Source organism: Stenotrophomonas sp. 704A1 (assembly GCF_030549525.1).
GTDB classification, from domain to species: domain Bacteria; phylum Pseudomonadota; class Gammaproteobacteria; order Xanthomonadales; family Xanthomonadaceae; genus Stenotrophomonas; species Stenotrophomonas tuberculopleuritidis.
The window spans coordinates 4,160,494-4,184,062 of the sequence record NZ_CP130831.1 but is presented as its reverse complement, the minus strand read 5'-3'; the positions used below and the strand labels follow the sequence as shown (position 1 = coordinate 4,184,062).

At 69.3% G+C, this 23,569-nt stretch carries 20 protein-coding genes and 2 riboswitches; of the genes, 10 read left to right on the top strand and 10 right to left on the bottom strand.

What is annotated here, in order from left to right:
• Position 1 precedes the first annotated feature (1 nt).
• From Q5Z10_RS19100 to Q5Z10_RS19085, 4 genes are all read right to left on the bottom strand, one after another.
• The gene (locus tag Q5Z10_RS19100; protein ID WP_303636924.1) at positions 2-3,067 is read right to left on the bottom strand and encodes an efflux RND transporter permease subunit; all 3,066 of its coding nucleotides are present in this window, start codon (positions 3,065-3,067) and stop codon (positions 2-4) included.
• Positions 3,064-6,141, bottom strand: a complete 3,078-nt coding sequence (locus tag Q5Z10_RS19095; RefSeq protein ID WP_303636923.1) for a multidrug efflux RND transporter permease subunit — start codon at positions 6,139-6,141, stop codon at positions 3,064-3,066. Before Q5Z10_RS19095 ends, Q5Z10_RS19100 begins: the two co-directional genes overlap by 4 nt.
• Complete coding sequence (locus Q5Z10_RS19090) at positions 6,138-7,304, bottom strand: MdtA/MuxA family multidrug efflux RND transporter periplasmic adaptor subunit (RefSeq protein ID WP_303636922.1); 1,167 nt, start codon at positions 7,302-7,304, stop codon at positions 6,138-6,140. Before Q5Z10_RS19090 ends, Q5Z10_RS19095 begins: the two co-directional genes overlap by 4 nt.
• 288 nt (positions 7,305-7,592) lie before the next feature.
• Complete coding sequence (locus Q5Z10_RS19085; RefSeq protein WP_191077352.1) at positions 7,593-8,210, bottom strand: trimeric intracellular cation channel family protein; 618 nt, start codon at positions 8,208-8,210, stop codon at positions 7,593-7,595.
• A gap of 82 nt (positions 8,211-8,292) precedes the next feature.
• Positions 8,293-8,398, bottom strand: a riboswitch (glycine riboswitch).
• A 13-nt stretch (positions 8,399-8,411) separates the two neighbouring features.
• A riboswitch (glycine riboswitch) is annotated at positions 8,412-8,501 on the bottom strand.
• Positions 8,502-8,541: 40 nt separating this feature from the next.
• On the opposite strand from Q5Z10_RS19085, the gene Q5Z10_RS19080 reads away from it, so the two are divergent.
• The 3 genes from Q5Z10_RS19080 to Q5Z10_RS19070 all read left to right on the top strand — a co-directional run bounded on the left by Q5Z10_RS19080 (position 8,542) and on the right by Q5Z10_RS19070 (position 9,776).
• Positions 8,542-8,817 (top strand): GIY-YIG nuclease family protein, encoded by a 276-nt coding sequence (locus tag Q5Z10_RS19080; RefSeq protein ID WP_303636921.1) that lies wholly within the window; start codon positions 8,542-8,544, stop codon positions 8,815-8,817.
• 70 nt (positions 8,818-8,887) lie between these two features.
• Entirely contained in the window at positions 8,888-9,319 is a 432-nt protein-coding gene (locus Q5Z10_RS19075; RefSeq protein WP_303636920.1) for a nuclear transport factor 2 family protein, read from the top strand.
• Positions 9,320-9,323: 4 nt separating this feature from the next.
• Complete coding sequence (locus tag Q5Z10_RS19070; RefSeq protein ID WP_303636919.1) at positions 9,324-9,776, top strand: hypothetical protein; 453 nt, start codon at positions 9,324-9,326, stop codon at positions 9,774-9,776.
• Positions 9,777-9,879: 103 nt separating this feature from the next.
• Here Q5Z10_RS19070 and Q5Z10_RS19065 read toward each other — a convergent pair whose 3' ends face one another.
• On the bottom strand, positions 9,880-11,160 hold the full coding sequence (locus tag Q5Z10_RS19065) for an NAD(P)/FAD-dependent oxidoreductase (protein ID WP_303636918.1): 1,281 nt from the start codon (positions 11,158-11,160) through the stop codon (positions 9,880-9,882).
• 120 nt (positions 11,161-11,280) lie between these two features.
• On the opposite strand from Q5Z10_RS19065, the gene Q5Z10_RS19060 reads away from it, so the two are divergent.
• Positions 11,281-12,060 (top strand): NYN domain-containing protein, encoded by a 780-nt coding sequence (locus tag Q5Z10_RS19060; RefSeq protein WP_303636917.1) that lies wholly within the window; start codon positions 11,281-11,283, stop codon positions 12,058-12,060.
• A gap of 34 nt (positions 12,061-12,094) precedes the next feature.
• Here Q5Z10_RS19060 and Q5Z10_RS19055 read toward each other — a convergent pair whose 3' ends face one another.
• On the bottom strand, positions 12,095-12,268 hold the full coding sequence (locus Q5Z10_RS19055) for a hypothetical protein (protein WP_303636916.1): 174 nt from the start codon (positions 12,266-12,268) through the stop codon (positions 12,095-12,097).
• A gap of 96 nt (positions 12,269-12,364) precedes the next feature.
• Between Q5Z10_RS19055 and Q5Z10_RS19050 the strand changes: the two genes are divergently transcribed.
• A complete protein-coding gene (locus Q5Z10_RS19050) occupies positions 12,365-12,985 on the top strand; it encodes a glutathione S-transferase family protein (RefSeq protein ID WP_303636915.1) in 621 nt (206 codons plus the stop codon).
• A gap of 97 nt (positions 12,986-13,082) precedes the next feature.
• Here Q5Z10_RS19050 and Q5Z10_RS19045 read toward each other — a convergent pair whose 3' ends face one another.
• The gene (locus Q5Z10_RS19045; protein WP_303639229.1) at positions 13,083-15,272 is read right to left on the bottom strand and encodes a primosomal protein N'; all 2,190 of its coding nucleotides are present in this window, start codon (positions 15,270-15,272) and stop codon (positions 13,083-13,085) included.
• A 413-nt stretch (positions 15,273-15,685) separates the two neighbouring features.
• On the opposite strand from Q5Z10_RS19045, the gene Q5Z10_RS19040 reads away from it, so the two are divergent.
• The 4 genes from Q5Z10_RS19040 (at position 15,686) to sppA (ending at position 20,811) form a co-directional block, all read left to right on the top strand.
• Entirely contained in the window at positions 15,686-16,684 is a 999-nt protein-coding gene (locus tag Q5Z10_RS19040; RefSeq protein WP_303636914.1) for a hypothetical protein, read from the top strand.
• Positions 16,677-17,246, top strand: coding sequence for a DUF3106 domain-containing protein (locus Q5Z10_RS19035; protein ID WP_303636913.1), 570 nt, complete (start codon positions 16,677-16,679; stop codon positions 17,244-17,246). Before Q5Z10_RS19040 ends, Q5Z10_RS19035 begins: the two co-directional genes overlap by 8 nt.
• Before the next feature lie 163 nt (positions 17,247-17,409).
• On the top strand, positions 17,410-18,774 hold the full coding sequence (locus Q5Z10_RS19030; protein WP_303636912.1) for an MATE family efflux transporter: 1,365 nt from the start codon (positions 17,410-17,412) through the stop codon (positions 18,772-18,774).
• A 114-nt stretch (positions 18,775-18,888) separates the two neighbouring features.
• Positions 18,889-20,811 (top strand): signal peptide peptidase SppA, encoded by a 1,923-nt coding sequence (gene sppA, locus Q5Z10_RS19025; RefSeq protein WP_303636911.1) that lies wholly within the window; start codon positions 18,889-18,891, stop codon positions 20,809-20,811.
• Positions 20,812-20,930: 119 nt separating this feature from the next.
• Here the strand turns inward: sppA and Q5Z10_RS19020 are convergent, their stop codons facing one another.
• Positions 20,931-21,137, bottom strand: a complete 207-nt coding sequence (locus Q5Z10_RS19020; protein ID WP_303636910.1) for a hypothetical protein — start codon at positions 21,135-21,137, stop codon at positions 20,931-20,933.
• 111 nt (positions 21,138-21,248) lie between these two features.
• Here Q5Z10_RS19020 and Q5Z10_RS19015 point away from each other — a divergent pair, with 111 nt between their 5' ends.
• The gene (locus Q5Z10_RS19015) at positions 21,249-22,025 is read left to right on the top strand and encodes an SDR family oxidoreductase (RefSeq protein WP_303636909.1); all 777 of its coding nucleotides are present in this window, start codon (positions 21,249-21,251) and stop codon (positions 22,023-22,025) included.
• 56 nt (positions 22,026-22,081) lie between these two features.
• Here Q5Z10_RS19015 and Q5Z10_RS19010 read toward each other — a convergent pair whose 3' ends face one another.
• On the bottom strand, positions 22,082-22,804 hold the full coding sequence (locus Q5Z10_RS19010; protein ID WP_303636908.1) for a hypothetical protein: 723 nt from the start codon (positions 22,802-22,804) through the stop codon (positions 22,082-22,084).
• Positions 22,805-22,865: 61 nt separating this feature from the next.
• Positions 22,866-23,558 (bottom strand): DUF4124 domain-containing protein, encoded by a 693-nt coding sequence (locus tag Q5Z10_RS19005; RefSeq protein WP_303636907.1) that lies wholly within the window; start codon positions 23,556-23,558, stop codon positions 22,866-22,868.
• Positions 23,559-23,569 lie beyond the last annotated feature (11 nt).

The following is a 23,569-nucleotide window of genomic DNA, read 5'->3' as shown; positions in this document are numbered from 1 at the left end:
GCTACAGGGTCTGTTTCGCCCGGATCCTCGCCAACGCCAGATACATCGCTGGGGTCGTGTACAGCGTCAGCCACTGGCTGACCAGCAATCCGCCCACGATCGCGATGCCCAGCGGCTGCCGCAGTTCCCAGCCCTCGCCATTGGCCAGCATCAGCGGCAGCGTGCCCAGCAGCGCCGCCAGCGAGGTCATCAGGATCGGCCGCAGGCGCAACCGCGCGGCTTCCATCACTGAATCCTGCGCGCTCAGCCCGCGCCGCTCGCCGGCCAGTGCGAAATCCACCAGCAGGATGGTGTTCTTCATCACCACCCCCACCAGCAGGAACAGGCCGAGCAGGGCGATCAGGTTCAGTTCGTTGCCGAACAGCCACAGCGCCAGCAGCGCGCCGACGCCGGCCGAGGGCAGCGTGGACAGGATCACCAGCGGCTGCAGGAAGCTCTCGTAGAGGATGCCCAGCACCAGGTAGACCGCCAGCGTCGCGCCCAGCACCAGCCACAGCTGGCGCGCGCGCAGGCTGTCCAGGCCACCGGCTTCACCGGACAGCTTTGCCTGCACCGTGCGCGGCAGCATCAGCTGTGCCATCGCTGCGTTGATGGCCTGCGTGGCCTGCTCCAGGCCCACGCCTGGCGCCAGCGCGAACTCGATCCAGATCGAGGCGAACTGCTCGCTGTGGTAGACGCGGTCCGGTGCCATGCCGTAGCGCCAGCTGGCGATGCTCGACAACGGAATGCGCTGGCCCGTGCCATCGACCACCTGCAGCCGCGACAGCGTGCCCGGGTCCTGGGTGTGCTTTGGATCCAGTTCCATCACCACGCGGTACTGGTTGAGGCTGTCGTACAGGGTGGCGACCTGGCGCTGGCTGAAGGAGTTGTTGAGCATGTTGGCGACCGTGCGCAGGTCCACGCCATGGCGGGCGGCCGCCTCGCGGTCGATGTCCAGCACCACCTGGCGCATGCCCGCTTCGCCCTGTGCTTCCACGTCCACCAGCTCGGGCAGCCCGCGCAGTGCGGCGGCCACCTTCGGCGCCCACTGGCGCAGCGGCGCGGTTTCGGCCGACAGCAGCTGGAACTCGTACTTGCCGCTGCTGCCCGCGCCTTCCAGGCGGATGTCCTGGTCCACCCACAGATAGAGATTGCCGCCGGGCAGCTTGGGCAGGCGCGCGCGCAGGCGGTCGATCACCTGCTGGCTGGAGACCCTGCGCTCGGCCAGCGGCTTCATCTTGATCATGATGAAGGCGTTGTTGACGCCGTTGCTGCCGCCGATGTACCCGATGATGTCCTCGATGGCCGGGTCGGACAGCAGGAGCCTGCGATAGGCGTCGATCTTCGGCTGCATCGCCTGGAAGGACAGGCCGTCGTCGCCGCGGGCGAAGCCGCGCAGCTGCGCGGTATCCTGCTGCGGCACGATGCCCTTGGGAACCTGCTGGAACAGCCAGGCATTGAGCGCGATCACCGCCGCGAAGGCCAGCAGCGGCCAACCAAGATGCCGCAGGCTGGCCTGCAGGGTGCGCAGGTAGGCACCGCGCACGCGTTCGAACAGTGCCGTGCTGCCGCGTTGCCAGCGCGACGGCCGTTGCGCATCGTCCACCAGCAGCCGTGCGCACAGCATCGGCACGAGGCTCAGCGCCACCAGTACCGATACCGCCATCGCGGCGATCAGGGTCAGAGAGAACTCGCGGAACAGCCGCTGCACGAAATCGTCCAGGAACAGGATCGAGACGAACACCACCGCCAGTGCCAGGTTCATCGACAGCAGGGTGGCGCCCACTTCCGAGGCACCGCGTACCGCTGCCTGCCAGCGGTCGGCGCCCCGTTCGCGGTGCCGTGCAATGTTCTCCAGCACCACGATGGCATCGTCCACCACCAGCACCGCGGCGACGATCAACGCCATCAGCGAGAGCGTGTTGAGAGAGAACCCCAGCAACGCGATCAACGCCAGCGTGCCGAACAGCACCACCGGGATCGCCACGCTGGGCACCAGCGCGGCGCGCCAGTGGCCGAGGAAGCCGAGTACCACCAGCACCACCAGTGCGATGGCCAGCAGCAGGGTGATCTCCGCCTCGTGCAGCGTGGCCCGGATCACCGGCGAACGGTCCATCACCAGGCGCATGTCGACGTTGGCCGGCAGCAGCGCATGCAGTTGCGGCAGCTGTGCCTGGATCGCGTCGACCGTGGCGATGATGTTGGCACCGGGCTGGCGGCTGACAATCAACAGCACCGCCGGGCGTTCATTGTGGAAGCCGCTGGCGTAACGGTCTTCCACACCATCGGCCACGGCAGCGACATCGCCCAGCCGCAGCATGTGATCGCCGCTGATCTTCAGCGCCAGCGCGCGGTACTGTGCGGCCTGGCGCAGCTGCAGCGGCGCCTCCAGCTGCCACTGCTGGCGGGCATCGCCGACCGCACCCAGGGGGCGCACCGCATTGGCACGGTCGATCGCCTGTGCCACATCCTCCAGCGCCAGCCCGGCGTGGTTCAACGCGTTGGGATCCAGTGACACGCGCACCGCGGGCAAGGCGCTGCCGCCCACCTGCACCTCACCGACGCCCGGCACCTGCGACAGCTTCTGCGCCAGCACGGTAGAACCCAGGTCGTACAGCTGGCCGGGCGACAGCGTATCCGAGGTCAGCGCCAGGGCCAGGATCGGTGCCTGCGAAGGATTCACCTTGCGGTAGTCCGGCATGCCCGGCATGCCGCTGGGCAACTGGCCGCGGGCCAGGTTGATCGCCGCCTGCACTTCACGCGCAGCCTCGTCGATATCGCGTCCGAGCACGAACTTCAGTTCGATCTCGGTCTGCCCCTGGGTGCTGGCCGAATCGATGCGCGAGATGCCGGGCAGGCTGCCCAGCGCGCGCTCCAGTGGCGTGGCGACCGTGGCCGCCATCGATTCAGGCGAGGCGCCGGGCAGGCTGGCGCTGACCTCGATGGCCGGATAGTCGACCTGCGGCAGCGGCGCCACCGGCAGCAGGCGCAGTGCCAGCAGGCCGGCCAGCACCAGTGCCACGGCCAGCAGCACGGTGGCTACCGGGCGCTGCACGCACGCCTGCACCACGCGGGCGACAGGGCTCACGCGCGTGCCTCGTCAGGCGCGGACGGCGCAGCGCCGCGGCGGCGCTGCAGGCGGTCGAACGCCAGGTAGATCACCGGCGTGGTGAACAGGGTCAGCACCTGGCTGACCAGCAGGCCACCGACCATCACCCAGCCCAGCGGCTGCCGCAGTTCAGCGCCGGAGCCGCTGGCGAGCATCAGCGGCACCGCGCCGAACAGCGCGGCCAGCGTGGTCATCAGGATCGGCCGGAAGCGCAGCAGTGCGGCCTGATGGATGGCCTCGCGTGGTGCCATGCCGCGGCTGCGCTGCGCATCCAGTGCGAAGTCGATCATCATGATCGCGTTCTTCTTCACCAGGCCGATCAGCAGCACGATGCCGATCACCGCGATCAGGTCCAGGCTGCGACCGCTGAGCCACACGGCGGCCAGCGCACCCACCGTGGCCGAGGGCAGGGTGGAGAGGATGGTGATGGGGTGGATGAAGCTCTCATAGAGCACGCCCAGCACGATGTACATCACCACCACCGCCGCCAGGATCAACCAGAGCGTGGACGACAGCGAGCTGCTGAACGCCGCCGCCGCGCCCTGCAGGCGCAGTTCGATGCTGTCGGGCAGGGCGACCTGCGTGCGCGCGGCCTGGACGGCGTCGATGGCTTCGCCCAGCGACGCGCCCGTTGCCAGATTGAACGACAGCGTGGCCGCCGGGAACTGGCCGACATGGTTGCGCAGCAGTGCCGCCGGTCCCAGTGTCACTCGCGCCACCGCGCCCAACGGCACGGTCTGTCCGGCGCTGCTGCGCACGCGCAGGCCGCTGATCGCATCAGGCCCCGGCTGCCGCGACGGATCGGCCTCCAGCACCACGCGGTACTGGCTGGCCTGGGTGAAGATGGTGGAGCTCTGCCGCTGACCGTAGGCGTCGTACAGCGCATCGGCCACGGCTTCCACGCTGACGCCCAGCCTTGCGGCCGCATCACGGTCGATGCTGACCCGCGCCTGCCGGCCCTGCATCTGCAGGTCGCTGGCCACATCGCGCAGCGCCGGCTGCTGGCGCAGGGCCTGCAACAGCTTCGGCGTCCAGGTTTCCAGCGTCTGCTGTTCCGGCGTGGTCAGGGTGAACTGGTACTGGGTGCGGCTGATGCGGTCTTCGATGCCCAGCTCCTGCACCGGCTGCAGGTACAGGGTGATGCCGGGAATCTTCGATACGCGCTGCTGCAACCGTTCCATCACCACGGCCGCGCCGTCGCGGTCGCCATGTGGCTTCAGCTCGATCAGCAGGCGGCCGGTGTTGAGGGTGGCGTTGTTGCCGTCCACGCCGATGTAGGACGACACGCTGGCCACCGCCTCGTCGGCTTCAATGGCCGCCGCCAGTGCCTGCTGGCGCTCGCGCATGGCCTGGAACGAGATCGCCTGCGGTGCTTCGCTGATGCCCTGCACCAGGCCGGCGTCCTGCACCGGGAAGAAGCCCTTGGGCACGGCGAGGTATAGCGCCACGGTCAGCGCCAGCGTGGCGACGGTGGCCAGCAGCATCAGCGGCTGGCGCTGCAGCACCCACTGCAGCTGGCGGTCGTAGACGGCGATGATGCGGTCGAAGACATCCGGCGCGTGCGCGGTCTTCGCATGCGGCTTCAGGAACCGCGCGCACAGCATCGGCGTCAACGTCAGCGACACCAGCAGCGAGATGCCGATGGCCACCGCCAGCGTCACCGCGAACTCATGGAACAGCGCCCCGACCAGGTCGGCCATGAACAGCAGCGGGATCAGCACCGCGATCAGTGACACGGTCAGCGATACCAGGGTGAAGCCGATCTCGCTGGCGCCTTTCAGCGCGGCGTCGCGCGGGGACTCGCCGTCTTCCAGGTGGCGGGCGATGTTCTCCAGCATCACGATGGCATCGTCCACCACGAAGCCGGTGGCGATGGTCAGCGCCATCAGCGTGAGATTGTTGAGCGAGTACCCCACCAGCAGCATCACCGCGAACGTACCGACCAATGACAGCGGCACGGCAACGCTGGGGATCAGCGTGGCCCGCAGGTTGCGCAGGAACACCCAGGTCACCAGCACCACCAGGCCGATGGCCAGCACCAGTTCCTTCTGCACGCCGCGCACCGAGGCGCGGATCGATTCGGTGCGGTCGCTCAGCACGGTCATCTGCACACCGGCCGGCAGCGTGGCCTGCAGCTGCGGCAGCAGCGCACGCACCTGTTCGACCACGGCGATCACATTGGCGCCGGGCTGGCGCTGGAGGTTCACCAGCACCGCTGGCGTGGTGCCGCTCCAGGCGGCCAGCTGGCGGTTCTCGGCGCCATCGGTGATGGTGGCCACGTCGCCCAGCCGCAGCGGAGCGCCGTCGCGCCAGGCCAGCACCAGGGCGCGGTACTCCTCCACGCTGCGCATCTGGTCATTGGCATCGAGCATCACCGCGCGGATCGGACCGTCGAAGCTGCCCTTGGGCAGATTGACGTTGGCCGCCGCGATCGCGGTGCGGATGTGGTCCATGCCCAGGTTGTTGGCAGCCAGTGCAGCCGGGTTCACCTGGATGCGCACGGCCGGGCGCTGGCCACCGGCCAGGCTGACCAGGCCGACGCCGGGCAACTGCGCCAGGCGCTGGGCGATGCGGGTGTCGACCAGGTTGTGCACCTGCGGCAGCGACAGGCCCTGCGAGGTCACCGCCAGGGTCAGGATCGGCGTGTCGGCTGGATTGACCTTCCGGTACACCGGCGGAACCGGCAGGTCGGCGGGAAGGAAGCTGCCGGCCGCGTTGATCGCCGCCTGCACGTCCTGCTCGGCCACGCCCAGCGACACGTCCAGGCCGAACTGCAGGGTGATCACCGAGGCCCCACCGGAACTGGTGGACGACAGCTGCTTCAGGCCGGGAATCTGCCCGAGCTGGCGTTCCAGCGGCGCGGTGATGGTGCGCGTGGTCAACTCCGGGCTGGCCCCCGGATACAGCGTGCTGATCTGGATGATCGGGTAGTCGACCTGTGGCAGTGCGGCCACCGGCAGCAGCCGGTACGCCAGTGCACCGGACAGCAGCAGCGCCACCATCAGGAGAGTCGTTGCGACCGGGCGCAGGATGAACGCGCGCGAGAGATTCATGCGCCAGCCCTGGTTGCGGCCTCCTCGGTGATGATCTCCACCGCGGTGCCGTCCTCCAGTCCGTCGATGCCTTCAATCACCACCTGGTCGCCCGCCTGCAGGCCGGAGCGCACGGCCACGCGTCCATCATCGGCAGGCCCCAGCACCACAGTGCGGCGCTGCGCCCTGTTGTCCTTGTCGACGATGTGCACGTAGTTGCCCTGGCTGCCGAACTGCACGGCGGCATCGGGAATCAGCAGTGCCGGTTGCTCGCCCAGTTGCAGGCGCACGTTGACGAACTGGTTCGGGAACAGTGCGCGGTCCGGGTTGTCGAACTGCGCGCGCAGCTTCAGCGTGCCGGTCGCGGTATCGATGCGGTTGTCGACGCTGGACAGCGTGCCCTGCGCCAGTGCACGGCCCTCACTGCGGTCCCAGGCTTGCACCGCCAGCCCCGGCTGCGCCTGCACGGCATCGAGCAGGGCCGGCAGGTCCGGTTCGGGCACGGTGAACAGCACGCTGATCGGCGCGGTCTGCGCCAGGGTCACCAGGCCTTCGGTATCGCTGGCGTGCACCAGGTTGCCGACATCGAGGCGGCGCAGGCCGACGCGGCCGCTGACCGGCGCGGTGATGCGGGTGTACTGCAGCTGCAGGCGCGCCTCGTCCACCGAGGCCTGGTCGCTGAGACGGCGGCCCTGCAGCTGGCGCACCTTGCTCTGCTGGTCGCTCAGCTCCTGTGCGGATACATAGTTCTGCTTCTGCAGTTCGCGATAGCGCTGCAGTTGACGCTCGGCGTTCTCCAGCTCGGCCAGGTTCTGCTGCTGGGTGCCCTGGGCCTGTGCCAGCTTCACTTCGTAGGGGCGCGGGTCGATCTGCGCGAGCAGGTCCCCGGCCTTGACCTGCTGGCCTTCCTGGAAGTGCAGGCGTAGCAGTTCGCCATCCACGCGGCTGCGCACCACCACGCTGTGCAGCGGGGTGACCGTGCCGACCGCCTTCAGCCGCAGCACCAGCGGCTCGGCGCTGGCCCGGGCGATGCGCACCGGCACCGTTCTGCCGCCCCCTTCCTCGTTGCTGGCTACCTCGGCGCGCGGCCACAGCCACGCGGCCAGGCCGGCAACAAGGGCGAGGCCGGCCATCGCCAGCAACGGGCGGGCGCGACGGAAGCGGGAATTTTCGGCGACAGACATGCGGCATCCTGCGCCCTGCACGGGCAGGGACATCGGGCCCGTCGGCACGGCGGTGCCACGGGCGGCGGGGGGGGGGGGGTGTCTGGCGGGGCCGCGGGCGCGGCGTGGCTGGATGCCGTCGCGCGTGCGACGGGGCGACAATGGTAGCCAATCACCCCGGCCACTGCCGCATGACCATGGTCATGTTCTGCAATGCGTCGAACGTGCTCGACCCGTTTTGTAGAGTCGAGCCATGCTCGACTGCGTCTGCCAGGAACAGTCGAGCATGGCTCGACGCTACGAAGCGGCTCAATGCACTTCGTCGTGGTACACGAACTTCGGCATTTCCCAACGGTAGTGGATGGCCAGCAGGCGCAGCGCGAAGCCGCCGCCCAGGCAGCACAGAATCGCCGTGGCATCGGCCACGCCCCAATGCAGCAACAGCAGATACACCGCGCCGGTCAGCAACGAGATGATCGCGTACAGCTCCTTCTGGAAGATCAGCGGTACCTCGTTGCAGAGGATGTCGCGCAGTACACCGCCGAACGCGCCGGTCAGCATGCCGGCGATCAGCACGATCGGCAGCGCGTGGCCAGCCTCGCGCGCGATCGAGCAGCCGATCAGGGTGAAGGCGATCAGGCCCAGCCCGTCCAGCACCAGGAAGGTACGGCGGAAGTGGTGCATCCAGCGTGCCACCCAGGTGGCGATCAGCGCGGCGCACACGGTGAAACCGAGGTATTCCGGATGCTTGACCCAGCCCAGCGGATAGTGGCCGAGCAGGATGTCGCGCAGCGAACCGCCGCCGAGGGCGGTGACGCAGGCGATCATGACCACGCCGAACAGGTCCATGCGGCGGCGGCCGGCGGACAGCGCGCCGGTCATGGCTTCGGCGGAAATGGCGATCAGGTAGATGATGGACAGCAGCATGGGACAGGCTCCGGGCGCGGTGGGGCCGGCCATGCGCGACTACCGCCACTGCCTGCGCACTGACGGGATGACGATGACCGGTGCCGCTCCCGCTGTCCTTTTGCCTGAGAGTTCAGCGGCGTAGGCCGCGTGCCCCTTCGGCGGATCGTCCCGGGCATGCCCGGTGACCTCTCTCCAGCTCGGCGAGTCGAATGCATGGTTGGTGGGATTCCAGCCCACCGGCCTGAGCGATCATGGGAGCCTGCGCCTTCGGCGGGCGCCAGCGCGGCGCCTCTCTCCTGCATTCGGGCGCCAGTATATCCGCTGCAGTGCAGCACGGCATAATCCGGGCATGGCCCCGTCCCTCCGCCCGTGGTTCCTGTACCTGCTCGAATGCCGGGACGGCAGCTATTACGCCGGCATCAGCACCGACGTGCAGGCCCGCTTTGCTGCCCATCAGGCCGGCAAGGGCGCGCGCTACACACGGGCCCGGCCGCCGCTGCGGGTGCTGGCCGTGCGTGAGTACCCGGACCGCGCGGCCGCCTCCCGTGCCGAGTGGCAGCTCAAGCAGCAGCCGCGCGAACGCAAGCTGGCCTGGCTGCAGGCCCCGGCCGAGGCCGTCCTGTAGACCCACGCCAGGCGTGGATGGGCACGCCTGCCATGCCATGATCGCCCCGTGCCCCGCGCAGGAGACCCTGATGTCCACGATTGCCCTGCTGTTCGCTCTCTCCGCATCAACAAGCCCCGCCGCCGACCCGGCCACGATCGCGGCCATCGAAGCCACTTGCCATGACTATGTGGATGGCCAGCTGGAGGCCGACCCGCAGCGCGTCGCCCGCTCCCTGCACCCGGATCTGGCCAAGCGCGCGGTGCTGGGCGATACGCCCGACGAGCGCCTGGGCCTGCGCCGCATGTCGAAGGAAGAGCTGGTGGCATTGACGAAGCAGGGGGCGTTGAAAACCCCCAAGGCGCAATGGGACCGCCGCTGCACGGTGCTGGACGTGACCGGCAACGCGGCCTCGGTGCGGCTGGAAACCCCGTGGTTCGTCGATTATTTCCACATGGGCCGATTCGACCAGCGCTGGGTCATCGTCAATGCGCTGTGGTACCCGAAGCCGAAGGCACCGTAGAGCGATGCGTGCCGCTGGCACAGCATGGATCTCCGTCGTCGTACTGGTCGCCGGTATCGCGCTGCTGCCGGGCCTGCTGTACCTGCTCGGGCTGGCGCTGGTGGAGGGCCGGCCGAAGCCCGCAGACCGTGCGCCCAGTGGTGTGGCTGCGTGCAGCAGTGAACCACGGCCGGGATACCCGCCGATGAATCCCTGGCGATTCGCCGCGCGGTTCTTCGACAAGGACGTGATGAAGAAGGTGCCTGACGTGGAACGGGAGGCCTTCTGGATTGCTCGACGCCACCTGTGGCGGCAACCGCAGCAGGGCATGCTGCGCTGGCATCTCAGCAGTACCGCATTGACGATCTGGATTACCCGACATTGGAGCGCGGCGCAGATTGCCGATACCGCGAGAAAGGAGGATTTCTGCCGCGCATGGTCGAAGCGGCGGGTGCCCGACGGCCCGATGAAGCAGTAGAGCCACGCCATGCGTGGCTGAGTTCCATGCGGCCTGCACAGACATTCATCCACGCATGGCGTGGATCTGCTCCCAGAGAGATAACCCGTGTCCGTCTTCGGCCCTAGCGTCCCGGCCGTCGGTCTTCCTGGTCGTCACCGAAGATGATGCGCGCGCTGCGCTGGTAGCTCCAGTACGCCACCGCCCAGTTCAGCAGCACCACGATGCGGTTGCGGAAGCCGATCAGGAAGAACACGTGCGCGGCCAGCCAGAACCACCAGGCCAGGATGCCCGACAGCTGCAGCCGGCCCAGGTGCACGATCGCGGCCATGCGGCCGATGGTGGCCAGGTTGCCGTAGTCGGCGTACCTGAAAGGGCCGGGGGCAGGCTTGCCGCGCAGGCGCGCGCGGATCACCTCGGCCACGTACTTGCCCATCTGCTTGGCCGCAGGCGCCACACCGGGCACCGGCTTGCCGTTGGCCTGGTTCAATGCGGCCAGATCGCCGGCCACGAACAGCTCCGGGTGATCGGGCAGGGTCAGGTCGGGTTGCACCTGCACGCGGCCGGCGCGATCCAGCGGCACCTGCAGCGTGCGCGCCAGCGGCGAAGCCGCCACGCCGGCGGCCCAGACCACGGTACGCGCCGCCACGAACTGGTTGCCCAGCTGGAACCCCTGGCCGTCGATGTGGCTTACCGGCGTACCGGTCAGCACTTCCACACCCAGCTTCTCCAGCTGCCGGCGTGCCTTCAGCGAGAGCACCTCGGGGAAGGTCGACAGCACGCGCGGGCCGGCTTCCACTAGGCGCACCTTGGCGCTGGCCGGATCGATGTGACGGAACTCGTTGCGCAGGGTGTGCCGTGCGATCTCGGCCAAGGTGCCGGCCAGCTCCACACCGGTGGGGCCGCCGCCGACCACGGCGAAGCTCAGCCATGCGGCCTTCTTCGCTGGATCCGGTTCGGCCTCGGCACGCTCGAAGGCCAGCAGCAGCTTGCGGCGCAGGGCGATGGCATCGTCCAGCGTCTTCAGGCCGGGCGCATCGTCGGCCCATTCGTCATGGCCGAAATAGGCATGGGTGGCGCCGGTGGCCAGCAGCAGCGTGTCGTAGTCCAGTGCACTGCCATCGGCCATGCGTACCTGCCGGGCCTGCTTGTCGATCGCCACCACCTCGCCCAGGCGCACTTCCACGTTGCGCTGGTGGCCAAGGATGTGCCGCAGTGGCGCGGCGATGTCCGGCGCCGACAGGCCGGCGGTGGCCACCTGGTACAGCAGCGGCTGGAACAGGTGATGGTTGCGGCGGTCGACCAGGGTAATGCGTATGCGCTCGCGGGCCAGGGCGCGGGTGGCCCAGAGGCCGGCGAAACCGCCGCCGACGATGACCAGGTGGGGAACGCGATCGCGACTCATCGACTCACTCCAGGGGGGCGTGGGGAACCGTTTCGCATCTTCGCACGCCAGCACCTTGTCACGTCAGCGCCGGTGCCGATGGGAGATACTCGGGTTCAGCCTATCGCCCGCGAGGAACCCATGAGCGAACCGGAAAAGCGCATCGCCCTGCTGATCGACGCCGACAATGCGCCGGCCTCGAAGATCGATGAAGTGCTGGCAGAGGTGGCGCGCTACGGCGTGGCCAATGTCCGCCGCGCCTATGGCAACTGGAAGAGCCCGCGCCTGAAAGGCTGGGAAGCGGTGCTGCACGAGTATGCGATCCGCCCGATCCAGCAGTTCGCCTACAGCAAGGGCAAGAACGCCTCGGACATGGCGATGGTGATCGATGCGATGGACCTGCTGTACGCGCGCAACCTGGACGGCTTCGCGATCGTGTCCAGCGATGCCGACTTTACGCCGATGGTGATGCGCCTGCTGACCGATGGCGTGAAGGTGTATGGCTTCGGCGAAAAGAAGACGCCCGAGCCGTTCGTCAACGCCTGTTCCAAGTTCACCTACCTGGAAGCGCTGGGGCAGACCCACGCCAGCGTGCCGGATGTCGAGCAGGCATCGAGCGAGCAGGCGTCGAACGAGCCCGTTGCCAGCGACGATGCCCGCCCGCGCAAGAGCGGCGCGGAAATGCGCAGCGATACGCGGCTGGTGAAGATGCTGCGACGTGCGGTGTCATCGGCCGAAGGCGAGGATGGCTGGTCGCACCTGGGGCCGGTCGGCAGCCAGATCGGCAACCAGGCCTCGTTCGATCCGCGCAACTATGGCTACGGCAAGCTCAGCGACCTGCTGGCGGCGATCGGCCTGTTCGAACTGAAGAAGGACGGCAAGTCGTCCTACGTGCGCGCGCTGCCGAAGAAGAACCGGTAGTGCCGGGCCATGCCCGGCGAATCCATGCCGCCGGTCAGATCTCCCGCGCAGTGGAATGTGCGTAGCCGTCGGCAAAGCCGGCGGCGAAATCCTCCACGCCATTGAAGGCCAGCAGCAACAGGCCGGCGCACAGCAGCAGGTTGCGGCTGGATCGCCGGTAGCCCACCACCAGCATCACCAGGCCTGCTGCCAGCAGAACGTAGTTCACGGCATCCCATGCAGTCACGTCGTCTCTCCCTGTGGATGAGCGTATCGTAGCGTCTCCGCGCCGGCGTGGCGCACCGCTGCAGGCAAGGAACTCCGCATGTTGAAGATCTGGGGCCGTCGCAATTCCAGCAACGTCCGCAAGGTGCTGTGGTGCGCCGAAGAGATCGGGCTGCCGTACGAATCCATTGAAGTCGGGGGCAGCCACGGCGGCACGCAGTCGCCGGAGTACGTGGCGATGAACCCGAACGGGCTGGTGCCGGTGATCGAGGACCACGGCCTGCCGCTGTGGGAATCGAACACCATCGTGCGCTACCTGAGCGCGCGCTACGCGCTTGGCACGCTGTATGCCGAGGATCCGATGGAACGCGCCCAGGCCGAGAAGTGGATGGACTGGAGCACCTCGCGGATGGCGCCGCTGTACTCCGAACTGATCTGGGGCATCATGCGCACCGCGCCGGCCGACCGCGATGAGGCGCGCATCAATGCGGCCATCGTCCGTGCCGGCGATTTCCTCGCCCTGCCCGATGCGACCCTGGCCACCCAGCCCTGGTTGTCGGGCAAGCAGTTCGCGATGGGCGACATCGCACTGGGGTCGCTGATCTACGCCTGGTTCGAACTGCCGATACAGCGGCCCGATCTGCCGCACCTGGCCGACTGGTATGCGCGCCTGCGCGAGCGCCCGGCGTACCAGCGCGGCGTGATGTCCCCGATGACGTAAGCGTTGGGGCCGGGGATGGCGTGGAGCACGCCCGACACGACCCAACGGTGTCCACGAAGGTAGCGCCGGGCCATGCCCGGCGGATGTGGCAGCACCCTCAATACAGATCCGTCGGGTCCACATCCAGCGACCAGCGCACCTTGCGGGCTTCCGGCAGCGCGTACAGCGGCGGCACCAGCTGCGCCAGCACGCCATGCAGTGGCGGCCGCTGGGCCGCCGACAGCAGCAGCTGCGTGCGCTGGTAACCGGCACGGCGTGGCATCGGTGCCGGCATCGGTCCGTAGGCCTCCACTCCGGTCTGTTCGCCGATCAGGCGCCGCGCTGCCAGCAGAAACGCATTGGCATGTTCGACCTGCTGCGCCTCGGCGCGCATCAGTGCCAGATGCGCGAAGGGAGGGAAGCCGGCGGCCTGGCGCTGGTTGAGTTCAGCCTGCGCGAACGGGTGGTAGCCACCGTTCACCAGCGTTTCCAGCAGCGGATGGCCCGGGTGGTGGGTCTGCAGCCAGACCTCGCCGGGATCGCGTGCGCGGCCGGCACGCCCGGCCACCTGGATCAGCTGCTGCGCCAGTTTCTCGCTGGCACGGAAGTCGGCCGAAAACAGCCCTTCGTCGATCCCGACCACCACCACCAGGGTCAGCTTGGGCAGGTCGTGGCCCTTGGCCAGGATCTGCGTGCCGACCAGGATGCCGGGCTGGTCGCCGAGCTTGGCGAGCTGTTGCTCCAGCGCGTCCCGGCGTGAGGTGGTGCCGCGGTCGATGCGCACCACCGGGTAATCGGCGAAGGCGCTGACCAGGTGTTCCTCCAGGCGTTCGGTACCGATGCCCTGCGGCTGCAATGCCAGGCTGCCGCAGGCCGGGCAGGCCAGCGGCGCCGGCTGCCGCGCGCCACAGTGGTGGCACTGCAGGCGACGCCCTCCACCGTGCACGGTCATCGGCGCATCGCACCGATGGCACGGTGCGGTCCAGCCGCAGTCGTGGCACAGCAGCACCGGCGCATAGCCGCGGCGGTTCTTGAACACCAGCACCTGCTGGCCACGCTGCAGGTGTTCGCCGATACCGGCCAGCACATCGGCCGAGAGGCCATCGTGCAGCGGCCGCTTGCGCACATCGAGGATGCGCACCCGCGGTGGCCGTGCCTCGCCGGCGCGCTGCTTCAGGCGCAGGTGGCTGTAGCGGCCGGCATGGGCGTTGTGCAGGGTTTCCAGCGACGGTGTGGCACTGCCCAGCAGCACCGGGATGCCCAGCGCCTTGGCCCGCACCAGCGCGAAGTCGCGCGCGTGGTAGCGGATGCCGTCCTGCTGCTTGTAGCTGCCGTCGTGCTCCTCGTCGACGATCAGCAGGCCGGCCTGCGGCAGCGGGGTGAATACCGCCGAGCGGGTGCCGACGATCACCCGCGCTTCGCCGCGCGAGGCCGCAGCCCAGACGCGCGCGCGTTCGTTGTCGTTCAGGCCCGAATGCAGTGCATGCACCGCGATGCCGAGGCGGCCACGGAAGCGCGCCAGGGTCTGCGGGGTCAGGCCGATTTCCGGCACCAGCACAAGCGCCTGCCGGCCCTGCGCCAGACAGTGGATGATGGCCTGCAGGTAGACCTCGGTCTTGCCGCTGCCGGTCACGCCGTCCAGCAGGAAGGCATGGAAGCCGTCGGCGGCGGTGATCGCGGCCACGGCCTCGGCCTGTTCCGCGTTGAGGGTGGGGCCGGGCAGCGGCTGCGCATGCTGCGGCGCCACGCTCAGGGCTACGCGCTCGGCCAGCCCGCGCTTGGCCAGGCTGCGGGCGGCGGTGCGCCAGTCCTCCATGCGCGCGCCCAGCACGTCTTCGTCGACCACGGCCTCGCCCAGCAGCTCGGCCAGTTGCCGCGGGCGGGTGCCCGCGCGCAGCGTTGCGCGCTGGGCCTGTCCGGCGGCGGTCAGCTGCCAGCCCCAGTGATGGGTGTCGAGCAGGGCCTCGCCGTGCCGCAGCGGGCCGGGCAGGGCGGTGTTCACCACTTCACCCAGCGGTGAATGGGTGTAGCGGGCCAGCCACTGCAGGCTCTGCCAGAGCTCGCCCTGCAGCAGCGGCGCCGGGTCGCACCATGCCAGGGCCTGGCGTAGGCCGGGGCTGGCGTCGGCCTGGCCATGGGCGGCGACCAGGCCGATCAGTTCGCGGTTGCCGAACGGCACCTTCAGCCGGCAGCCGACCGCCTCGGCCGGCGCGATCCCGTCCGGCGGCAGGTAGTCGAACAGGCGTGGCAGCGGCACGGGCAGGGCAACCTGCAGGGTCGGGACGGGGCCGGAGTCGGGGGCGAGCATCGGGTCAGTGTAACGGCCCATGCGCGGGCGGATGGCCGCCTGCACCGGCGTGCATGCGCCGTCCGCGAATCATAAATGTCACCTAAATATCGGTGTCTATTGGAGATTCAGTCTTATCCACATCTTCTGTGGATAAGTCTGTGCGTTAGCGGGTCATGGCGCCGCATGAGGCCGATGGCGACGGCCTCACACTCGGGTTGGTCAAAAAATAGCCGCACTTCAAAAGCATTCAAAATCAACAACTTGGATGTGAAACATTGCTGAAACAGGGTGAATTCAGCGCTTTCCGCGGGAAGCCGCCGGTACCCGCGTGATGCTGTGCACAACCTGCAGCACGAAGTGCCCTGCACCGCAAGTCCTGCCGGGCACCAATGGCCTGCCGCTATCATGCCGGCAGACCTTTGGAGTGACCGATGACGGCTGTGCCCGCCCCTGTTTCCTCGACCGCGGCCGGCGCGCTGTCGGCATTCCTGCGCGGTGTCGAGCGCCGTGCCCTGGTGGTGGCCGAACTGCAGTGCGGCGACCCTGCCCGGGCCGAGCAGACCCTGGTGGCGGTGATGCGGGCGTTCGCTGCGGTGGCCAGCGATCTGCCGATGGCGCAGTGGCCCACCCGCTTCTGGACCCTGCTTGGCCAGCGCCAGGCGCTGCGCGAGCCTTCGGCCGGGCAATGGCCGCCGGCGCTGGCAGCGCTGGGCGGGATGCCGCCGCTGCCGCGGCTGGCGCTGCTGCTGCGGGTCGGCGGCAGCCTGGAAGAGGGCATCGCCACGCGCGTGCTGGACATCGATGAAGGCGGCTACCAGCAGCTGCTGGCCACCGCGTGCCCGCGTGATGCGCACGGCCAGCCCGATGCGGGCGCCTGGCGCGCGCTGGCCGAGCAGGTGCAGGCGCGGATCCGCGATCTGCCGGCCAAGCGCCTGCAGCAGCTGCAGCAGCCGGCGGCGCCGACCGCCAGCACGCAGCCGGCCGCCTCCACCTGGCGCGCCCCGCAGGACCCCCGCGCCCCTGCCCCTGGCAAGCGCCGTCGGCCCCACGCCGCACCGCGCTGGCGCGGCCCGGCGATCCTGCTGGCAACCGTGGCGGTTCTGCTGGTTGCAGCACTGGGCTGGCGCTACTGGCAGGGCCGGCCGAGCGGCGCTGATGCGCCGTTGCCGGAAGGCGTGGTGGGCGAAGCCGGGCCGGTGACGGTCGAGGCCCTGCCGGCCAGCGACGTCCGCGCCGCGCCCGACGCCACGGCGCAGGCTGCCGAGGACGCAGCCATGCTGGCCGATCATGACTATCCCTTGCTGGCCGATGCCGACCTGTATGCCTGGAGCGCGGCCGGTGGCCCCTTGCCGGTGGATGAATCACAACCCAAGCCGACCCACCCGGAACCGGTCGGCGCAGCGCTGGAGACCTCGGCTGCCGATGAATAAGACGCTCCTGCCCTGTCTGCTGCTGCTGGTGCCGCTGTCGTTGGCTGCTGCGCCGCGCCCGGCGAACGTACCGCTGCCACCGGCATCGCCGTCGACCGCCGCTGCGCCGGCACCGACCGCCGCCACTGCCTTTGCCGAGCTCGATCCCGGTGAACAGCGCCAGCGTCGCAGCGACTACGCCGCGTGGCGCGCGCTGCCGGAAGGCGAGCGCGAACGGGTCCGCCAGGCCGCCGCCCGCTTTGCCGCCTTGCCGCCCGAACAGCAGGCACGCCTGCGCAACCAGTTCCTGGCGCAGGACCAGGCGTTCCGCGAAGGCTGGCGACTGGGACCGCAGCTCGGTGCCGAGTTCCCCAAGCTGCACGGCCTGTTCGGTTTCGTGCCGCCGCAACAGCGCGATGCGGCGCTGGCGCTGCTGCGCCAGCTCAGCCCGTCGCAGCTGGCGCAGCTGGCGCTGGTGGCCCAGCGCACACCGCCGCAGCAACGCGACAGCGTCCGCAGCGCGTTGCTGGCCGTACCCGCGGCCGAGCGCGATGCCTGGCTCAAGCGGCAGGCCGGCCAGTAGCTCCAGCCCTGGCCAGCCGGGGCAGCGTGGACCGATGATCGGCGCTGGCGGCTGCCTTTTAGGTGGCAGTCATGGGAATGCCCGGCGCGCGCGCGTAAGATGACCGGCCGCAACCCGGTGCCTGTGCCCTTCGCGCGCAACCGCAGTTCGCGTCCTGCACCCCATGTCTACCGCAACCTCCACGCCGCGCTTCAGCAAGGAAGTCGGCGCTACCGGTCTGCTTGCCCTGCCGCTCGTGCTCGGGCATGTCTCCACCGGCCTGATCTCCTTCGTCGACAACGTGATTGCCGGCCACCACGCCACCGCCACGCTGGCGGCGGTCACCATCGGCACGGCGCTGCTGTGGCTGCCGATGCTGATCCCGATCGGCACGCTGATCTCGTTGACCGCCTCGGTGTCGCAGCTGCACGGCGCTGGCCGTGAGCGCGAGATCGGTCCGCTGTTCCGGCAGGCCTTGTGGCTGGCGCTGGGCCTGGGCCTGATCATGTTCACCTTCCTCACCGTGGTGCCGCCGCTGTTGCCGGCGTTCGGCATCGCACCGGACATCGTGCCTGGCGCCACCGCGTTCCTGCATGCGGTGCGTTGGGGCGGCCCGGCGCTGACCCTGTACTTCTGCATGCGCTACCTCAGCGAAGGCATGCACTGGACGCTGCCGACCATGCTGCTCGGCTTCGGTGGCCTGCTGGTGCTGGCACCGATGGGCTACGTGCTGGCCAACGGCAAGCTGGGGTTCCCGGAAATGGGCGCCGAAGGCCTGGGCATCGCTTCGGCGGTGATGATGTGGCTGCAGGCCATCGCGTTCGCCACGTATCTGTGGTTCACCAAGCGCTTTGCCCACCTGCAGCTGTTCTCGCATTTCGAAGGCCCGCGCTGGGGCGCGATCTGGGACCTGCTGCGTACCGGCCTGCCGATCGGCATCACCGTGCTGATGGAAGGGGGCCTGTTCATCGTCACCGCGTTGCTGATCGGCCGACTGGGCGCCAACGAAGCGGCAGCGCATCAGATTGCGATCAACGTGGCGCAGCTGTGCTTCATGATCCCGATGGGCGTGGCCGAAGCGACCACCGTGCGGGTGGGCCATGCGGTCGGCCGCGGTGATGGTTTCGGCGTGCGCCGTGCCGCCTGGGCCGGCTACGCGATCATCATGGGGACGCAGACGCTGTCCGCCGCCGTCCTGCTGTTCGGCCACGACGCCATCGTCGGCGTCTACACCAACGACCTGGCGGTGGCCGGGCTGGCCTCGACCCTGCTGCTGTACGCGGCCACGTTCCAGTTCCCCGATGGCATCCAGGTGCTGTCGGCCGGTGCCCTGCGTGGCCTGAAGGACACCCGCGTGCCGATGTTCATCGCCATGTTCGCCTACTGGGGGCTGGGCATGCCGCTTGGCGCCGGGCTCGGCCTGGGGCTGGGCATGGGCCCGCAGGGCATGTGGATCGGCCTGATCGTCGGCCTGACCGCGGCCGCCATCCTGATGGGCTGGCGCCTGCGCCGCAGCAGCCTGCGCATCGGCCAGTCCTCGCTGGCCTGACCCTGCGCCGGCCACGACTGACCGTGACCGGCGATCCCCTGACTTGTGTCCGATGCCGCCTCACGCGGCACCGGCTATGCTGGTACCACGGCAAGAAGCCATCCGGAGTGCTCCATGAACCAACCCGTGCCGCCGCTGCCCCCGGCGAATCGCAACCCTGTCGCCAGCTTCTTCATCGGGCTGTGGGACGTGATGAATTTCACCCGCCGGTTGATCCTCAACCTGGTGTTCTTCGGCCTGTTGCTGCTGGTGCTGGTGATGTTCATCGTCGCAGCAGGCATGGGCGCCGGTGCCAGCAAATCGCTGCAGGACCGCACCACCCTGGTGATCGCGCCGGAAGGGCGGCTGGTCGAACAGTACAGCGCTGATCCGGTCAGCCGCGCACTGGCCAAGGCGGTCGGCGACAACGGTGCCGAGGAAGTGCAGCTGCGCGATCTGATCCGGGTGATCGAGACCGCGCGCGATGACAAGAAGGTCGAGCGGGTGGTGCTGGAGCTGGACAAGCTGCAGCCGTCCGGCTTCGCCTCGCTGCGTGAGGTCGCCGCCGCGCTGCAGGACCTGCGCGCCTCGGGCAAGCAGCTTGTCGCCTTCAGCGAAAGCATGGGCCAGTCGCAGTACCTGCTGGCCGCGCAGGCCGACGAGGTGTACCTCGACCCGATGGGGTCGGTGGTGCTGGAAGGCCTCGGCCGCTACCGCCAGTACTTCCGCACCGGCCTGCAGGACAAGCTGGGCGTGGACGTGCACCTGTTCAAGGTGGGCGAGTACAAGTCAGCTGCCGAGCCGTATGTGCTCGATGCGGCCTCGCCGGCGTCCAAGGAAGCCGACCTGTACTGGATGAACGACGTGTGGCAGCGCTACCTGGGCGACATCGCCAAGGCCCGCCGCCTGGACCCGGCGCAGCTGGCGGCCGGCATCGACACCCTGCCCGAAGGCGTGGCCGCTGCCGGCGGCGACCTAGCCAAGTTCGCCCTGCAGCAGAAGCTGGTGACCGCGCTGAAGACCCGCGAGGAATTCGAGGATCTGATGATCGACCGCGGCGTGGCCGATGAAGACGCCGAAGGCGGTTTCCGCAGCATCGACTTTGCTGCCTATCTGGCCCTGCTCGACGCGCGCCGCAACCCGGTCGACTCGCGGCCGCAGGTGGCGGTGGTGGTGGCCTCCGGTGAAATCAGCGGGGGTGACCTGCCGGCCGGCCGCATCGGGGGCGAATCGACCTCGGCGCTGCTGCGTGCGGCGCGCGACGACAATGACGTCAAGGCCGTGGTGCTGCGCGTGGATTCGCCCGGTGGCGAGGTCTATGCCTCCGAACAGATCCGTCGCGAAGTGGTGGCCCTGCAGGCCGCCGGCAAGCCGGTGGTGGTGTCGATGGGCGATCTGGCGGCATCCGGTGGCTACTGGATCAGCATGAACGCCGATCGCATCTACGCCGACCCGTCGACGATCACCGGTTCGATCGGCATCTTCGGCATGATCCCGAACTTCAGCCGCGCGCTGGACAAGTTCGGCGTGCATACCGACGGTGTGGGCACCACCCGTTTTGCCGGTGCGTTCGATGTCACCCGCCCGATGGATCCGGCCGTGGGCCAGGTCATCCAGTCGGTGATCAACAAGGGCTATGCCGATTTCACCGGTCGCGTCGCCGAGGCCCGCAAGAAGCCGGTCGAGGCCATCGACGAGGTGGCACGCGGGCGTGTCTGGAGCGGTGCGCAGGCCAAGGAACGGGGCCTGGTCGATGCGTTCGGTGGCCTCAAGGATGCCGTCGCCGATGCCGCCGGCCGCGCCAAGCTCGGTGCCAGCGACAAGTACCGCGTGCGCTACATCGAAAAGGCGGCCACCCCGTTCGCGCAGTTCGTCAGCGGTTTCGCTGGCAGCCGCGCCGGTGCCTGGATGCTGTCCGACTCCGGCATGGGCCGGATGATGCTGGCGCGCACGATGCCGGAGATCGATACGCAGCTGCGTTTCGTCGAGAACGCCGCCCGCGAGAAGGGCAATGGCGCCCCGGTGAAGGCGCTGGCGTACTGCTTCTGCGGGTTCTGACCGGCAGACGCCATGAATGAAGGACGCCCGGCTTCGGCCGGGCGTTTTTGTTGGGTAACGCCGGGCCATGCCCGGCGGAGAGGAGGCCGCGCGTTGCGCTCGCCGGGCATGGCCCGGCGCTACCGGGCGGCGTCAGCCTCGGCCTGGTGCCCGCGCTTGGCGCCCTCGTCCACGGTCTTCTGCACGCCTTTGGCACGCTCGAGGGCGCGCGCGCTCGCCGTGGCCTGCGCCTGCGGCTCGGGCGGTCGTTCCGGATTCGGCGGCGCGGGGCGCTGGCACCCGGCCAGCAGCGCGACCGACAGCAGCAGGGGAATCAGGATGCGCATCGCAGCTCTCCTCCAGGGATGTGCGGCCAGTGTCGCATCGCGGGCCGTGGCCGGCCGTGAGCGCGTATCCTTTCCGCATCGCAATACAGTGGGCGCGGCCCCGGAGGATGCATGACCCAGCAACGGTGGCGACTGGATGGACAGACGGCGCTGATCACCGGTGCCAGCGCCGGTATCGGCCTGGCCATCGCGCGCGAGCTGCTCGGTTTCGGTGCCGACCTGATGATCGTCGGCCGTGACATCGACGCGCTGGAGACCGCGCGCGACGAGCTGGCCGACGCATTCCCGGACCAGCAGGTGCGCGCGCTGGCCGCGGACGTGTCCGACGACGAGGACCGCCGGCAGATCCTGGACTGGGTCGAAGACCACGCCGATGGCCTGCACATCCTGGTCAACAACGCCGGCGGCAACATCACCCGGCCGGCCACCGAGTATTCCGAAGACGAGTGGCGTGGCATCTTCGAAACCAACCTGTTCTCGGCGTTCGAGCTGTCGCGCTATGCGCACCCGCTGCTGGCGCGCCACGCGTCCTCGGCGATCGTCAACGTCGGCAGCGTGTCCGGCCTGACCCATGTCCGCAGCGGCGTGGTCTACGGCATGAGCAAGGCGGCCATGCACCAGATGACCCGCAATCTGGCGGTGGAATGGGCCGAGGATGGCATCCGGGTCAACGCGGTGGCGCCGTGGTACATCCGCACCCGCCGCACCTCGGGCCCGCTCTCCGATGCCGACTACTACGACGAAGTGATCGAACGCACGCCGATGCGCCGGATCGGCGAACCGGAAGAAGTGGCATCGGCGGTGGGCTTCCTGTGCCTGCCGGCTTCCAGCTATGTCACCGGCGAGTGCATCGCCGTCGACGGCGGCTTCCTGCGCTACGGATTCTGAGCGGCGTGGTGTCGGGCGCGGCGGCGCGGTAGCGCCGCGCCATGCCCGGCATGCGGTCAGTCCGGCACGGCACAGCTGCTGGCCGCCAGCACGGCCTGCAGGCGCTCGCGCTCGGCACGGGCGGCCTCCCTGTTTTCCGCCGCGGCGAAACGCTCGCGGCCCCGTGCATCGCGGAAGCGCTGTTGCCAGCTGCCGCAGCGCTGGTCCTCGGCCACCTCGCTGCAGCGGTCGCGGACCACTTCGCAGCTGGCGGCATTGACCGGCGTCGCGCCGCCCAGTCCCTCCACGTTCAGCAGTTCACAACGCCCCGGTGCCGCCTCGTACTCATGCAGGTACTGCCCGCCCTGCGCATCCATGCACTGGAAGATCAGCGGCAGCGGGGGTTTTGGCGGTGCGTCCGCCGCGGCCGGCGGGACATCACCCGGACGCGGCAGCATGGCACTGTCGAGGATGGCGTCGCCGCCTTCGCGTTCGACCACGTAGGCCTCGCTGATGATGCGTTCCTGGCCCGCATGCGGCGGTTCCGCGGCTGCGGCCGGCGCCGTGGGTGGCTCGGTCGCGACCGGCGCCGGGACAGGGCGGGCGGGTTCCGGCGCCGGCGCCGTCGGGCGCGGTGCAGACCCGGGCAGCTTCACGATCGTCTGCGTCATGCCGGCGGCACACGGCACGCGTTGCACGACGGGGACGTCGCTGCTGCCGGTGCAGCGGTAGATCACCAGGTCATCGGCCGCCGCAGCAGCGGGCAGCAGGCACAGGGCCAACCAGATCAGCTTCTTCATGCCAGCAGCCTACCGCGACGTCCGTAGCCCCGGAAGGTGCGGGCCCGTACCGGAGCGCGGTTCAGCCGCCGCGGCAGTCCTGCGCCAGGCGGGCGTCGATGCCGCGCTGCTCGTTGCTGATCGCGGTGCGTTCGCTCTGCAGCGCGCTGTTGTAGCGACGGTCCAGCTCCCAGCGGCGATCACGCAGGCGCGCGCACACTTCCTGTGGCGGCAGGGCATGGCAGGTATCGCGCACCAGGATGTTGCCGGCGGGCACGTTGACGCCCACCCCGACCGAAGGCGCGTGATGGATCGGTGTGCCGCTGCCGATGGACAGGCCGCTGCCCGCCGGGCGCGGTCCCGGGTGTGGCCGCGGGCCGGGGCCGCCGTAGTGGCCACGTGGATACCAGACCGTGGTCCACAGCGGCACCCAGCGCGGATTTCCCTCGTTGCTGTCGCTGGTGTAGCGATCGCCGTCTTCGCTGACGCACTCGTACATCGGCCGTGGCGGCTGCACGTAGACATGGCGGACTTCGCGATCGCGCAGCACCGGCGCATCCGCAGGCGGCGCTGGGCGGGTGCTGGCAGCGCGCGGTGGCGGATCGCGTGGTCGTTGCAGGTCGCGCACTTCCTGCCGCCCGGCGGTGCAGGGCTTGTCCTGCAGGGCGACCGCACCGGAACTGCCAACGCAGCGGTAGACCCGCACCTCGTCGGCCGCCAGCGCCGGCAACGGCAGGATCAGGGCCAGGCACAGGGCGGGGCGCAGCAGGGTCATGCGGGCAGCGT

Bases quoted from the DNA above. Each gene is read 5' to 3' on its own strand.
- Q5Z10_RS19010 (WP_303636908.1), bottom strand. From the start codon at position 22,804: ATGAAGAAGCTGATCTGGTTGGCCCTGTGCCTGCTGCCCGCTGCTGCG.
- Q5Z10_RS19040 (WP_303636914.1), top strand. From the start codon at position 15,686: ATGACGGCTGTGCCCGCCCCTGTTTCCTCGACCGCGGCCGGCGCGCTG.
- Q5Z10_RS19005 (WP_303636907.1), bottom strand. From the start codon at position 23,558: ATGACCCTGCTGCGCCCCGCCCTGTGCCTGGCCCTGATCCTGCCGTTG.
- Q5Z10_RS19045 (WP_303639229.1), bottom strand. From the start codon at position 15,272: ATGCTCGCCCCCGACTCCGGCCCCGTCCCGACCCTGCAGGTTGCCCTG.
- Q5Z10_RS19085 (WP_191077352.1), bottom strand. From the start codon at position 8,210: ATGCTGCTGTCCATCATCTACCTGATCGCCATTTCCGCCGAAGCCATG.
- Q5Z10_RS19020 (WP_303636910.1), bottom strand. From the start codon at position 21,137: ATGCGCATCCTGATTCCCCTGCTGCTGTCGGTCGCGCTGCTGGCCGGG.
- Q5Z10_RS19075 (WP_303636920.1), top strand. From the start codon at position 8,888: ATGTCCACGATTGCCCTGCTGTTCGCTCTCTCCGCATCAACAAGCCCC.
- Q5Z10_RS19035 (WP_303636913.1), top strand. From the start codon at position 16,677: ATGAATAAGACGCTCCTGCCCTGTCTGCTGCTGCTGGTGCCGCTGTCG.
- Q5Z10_RS19080 (WP_303636921.1), top strand. From the start codon at position 8,542: ATGGCCCCGTCCCTCCGCCCGTGGTTCCTGTACCTGCTCGAATGCCGG.
- Q5Z10_RS19090 (WP_303636922.1), bottom strand. From the start codon at position 7,304: ATGTCTGTCGCCGAAAATTCCCGCTTCCGTCGCGCCCGCCCGTTGCTG.
- Q5Z10_RS19030 (WP_303636912.1), top strand. From the start codon at position 17,410: ATGTCTACCGCAACCTCCACGCCGCGCTTCAGCAAGGAAGTCGGCGCT.
- sppA (WP_303636911.1), top strand. From the start codon at position 18,889: ATGAACCAACCCGTGCCGCCGCTGCCCCCGGCGAATCGCAACCCTGTC.
- Q5Z10_RS19015 (WP_303636909.1), top strand. From the start codon at position 21,249: ATGACCCAGCAACGGTGGCGACTGGATGGACAGACGGCGCTGATCACC.
- Q5Z10_RS19070 (WP_303636919.1), top strand. From the start codon at position 9,324: ATGCGTGCCGCTGGCACAGCATGGATCTCCGTCGTCGTACTGGTCGCC.
- Q5Z10_RS19060 (WP_303636917.1), top strand. From the start codon at position 11,281: ATGAGCGAACCGGAAAAGCGCATCGCCCTGCTGATCGACGCCGACAAT.
- Q5Z10_RS19095 (WP_303636923.1), bottom strand. From the start codon at position 6,141: ATGAATCTCTCGCGCGCGTTCATCCTGCGCCCGGTCGCAACGACTCTC.
- Q5Z10_RS19050 (WP_303636915.1), top strand. From the start codon at position 12,365: ATGTTGAAGATCTGGGGCCGTCGCAATTCCAGCAACGTCCGCAAGGTG.
- Q5Z10_RS19065 (WP_303636918.1), bottom strand. From the start codon at position 11,160: ATGAGTCGCGATCGCGTTCCCCACCTGGTCATCGTCGGCGGCGGTTTC.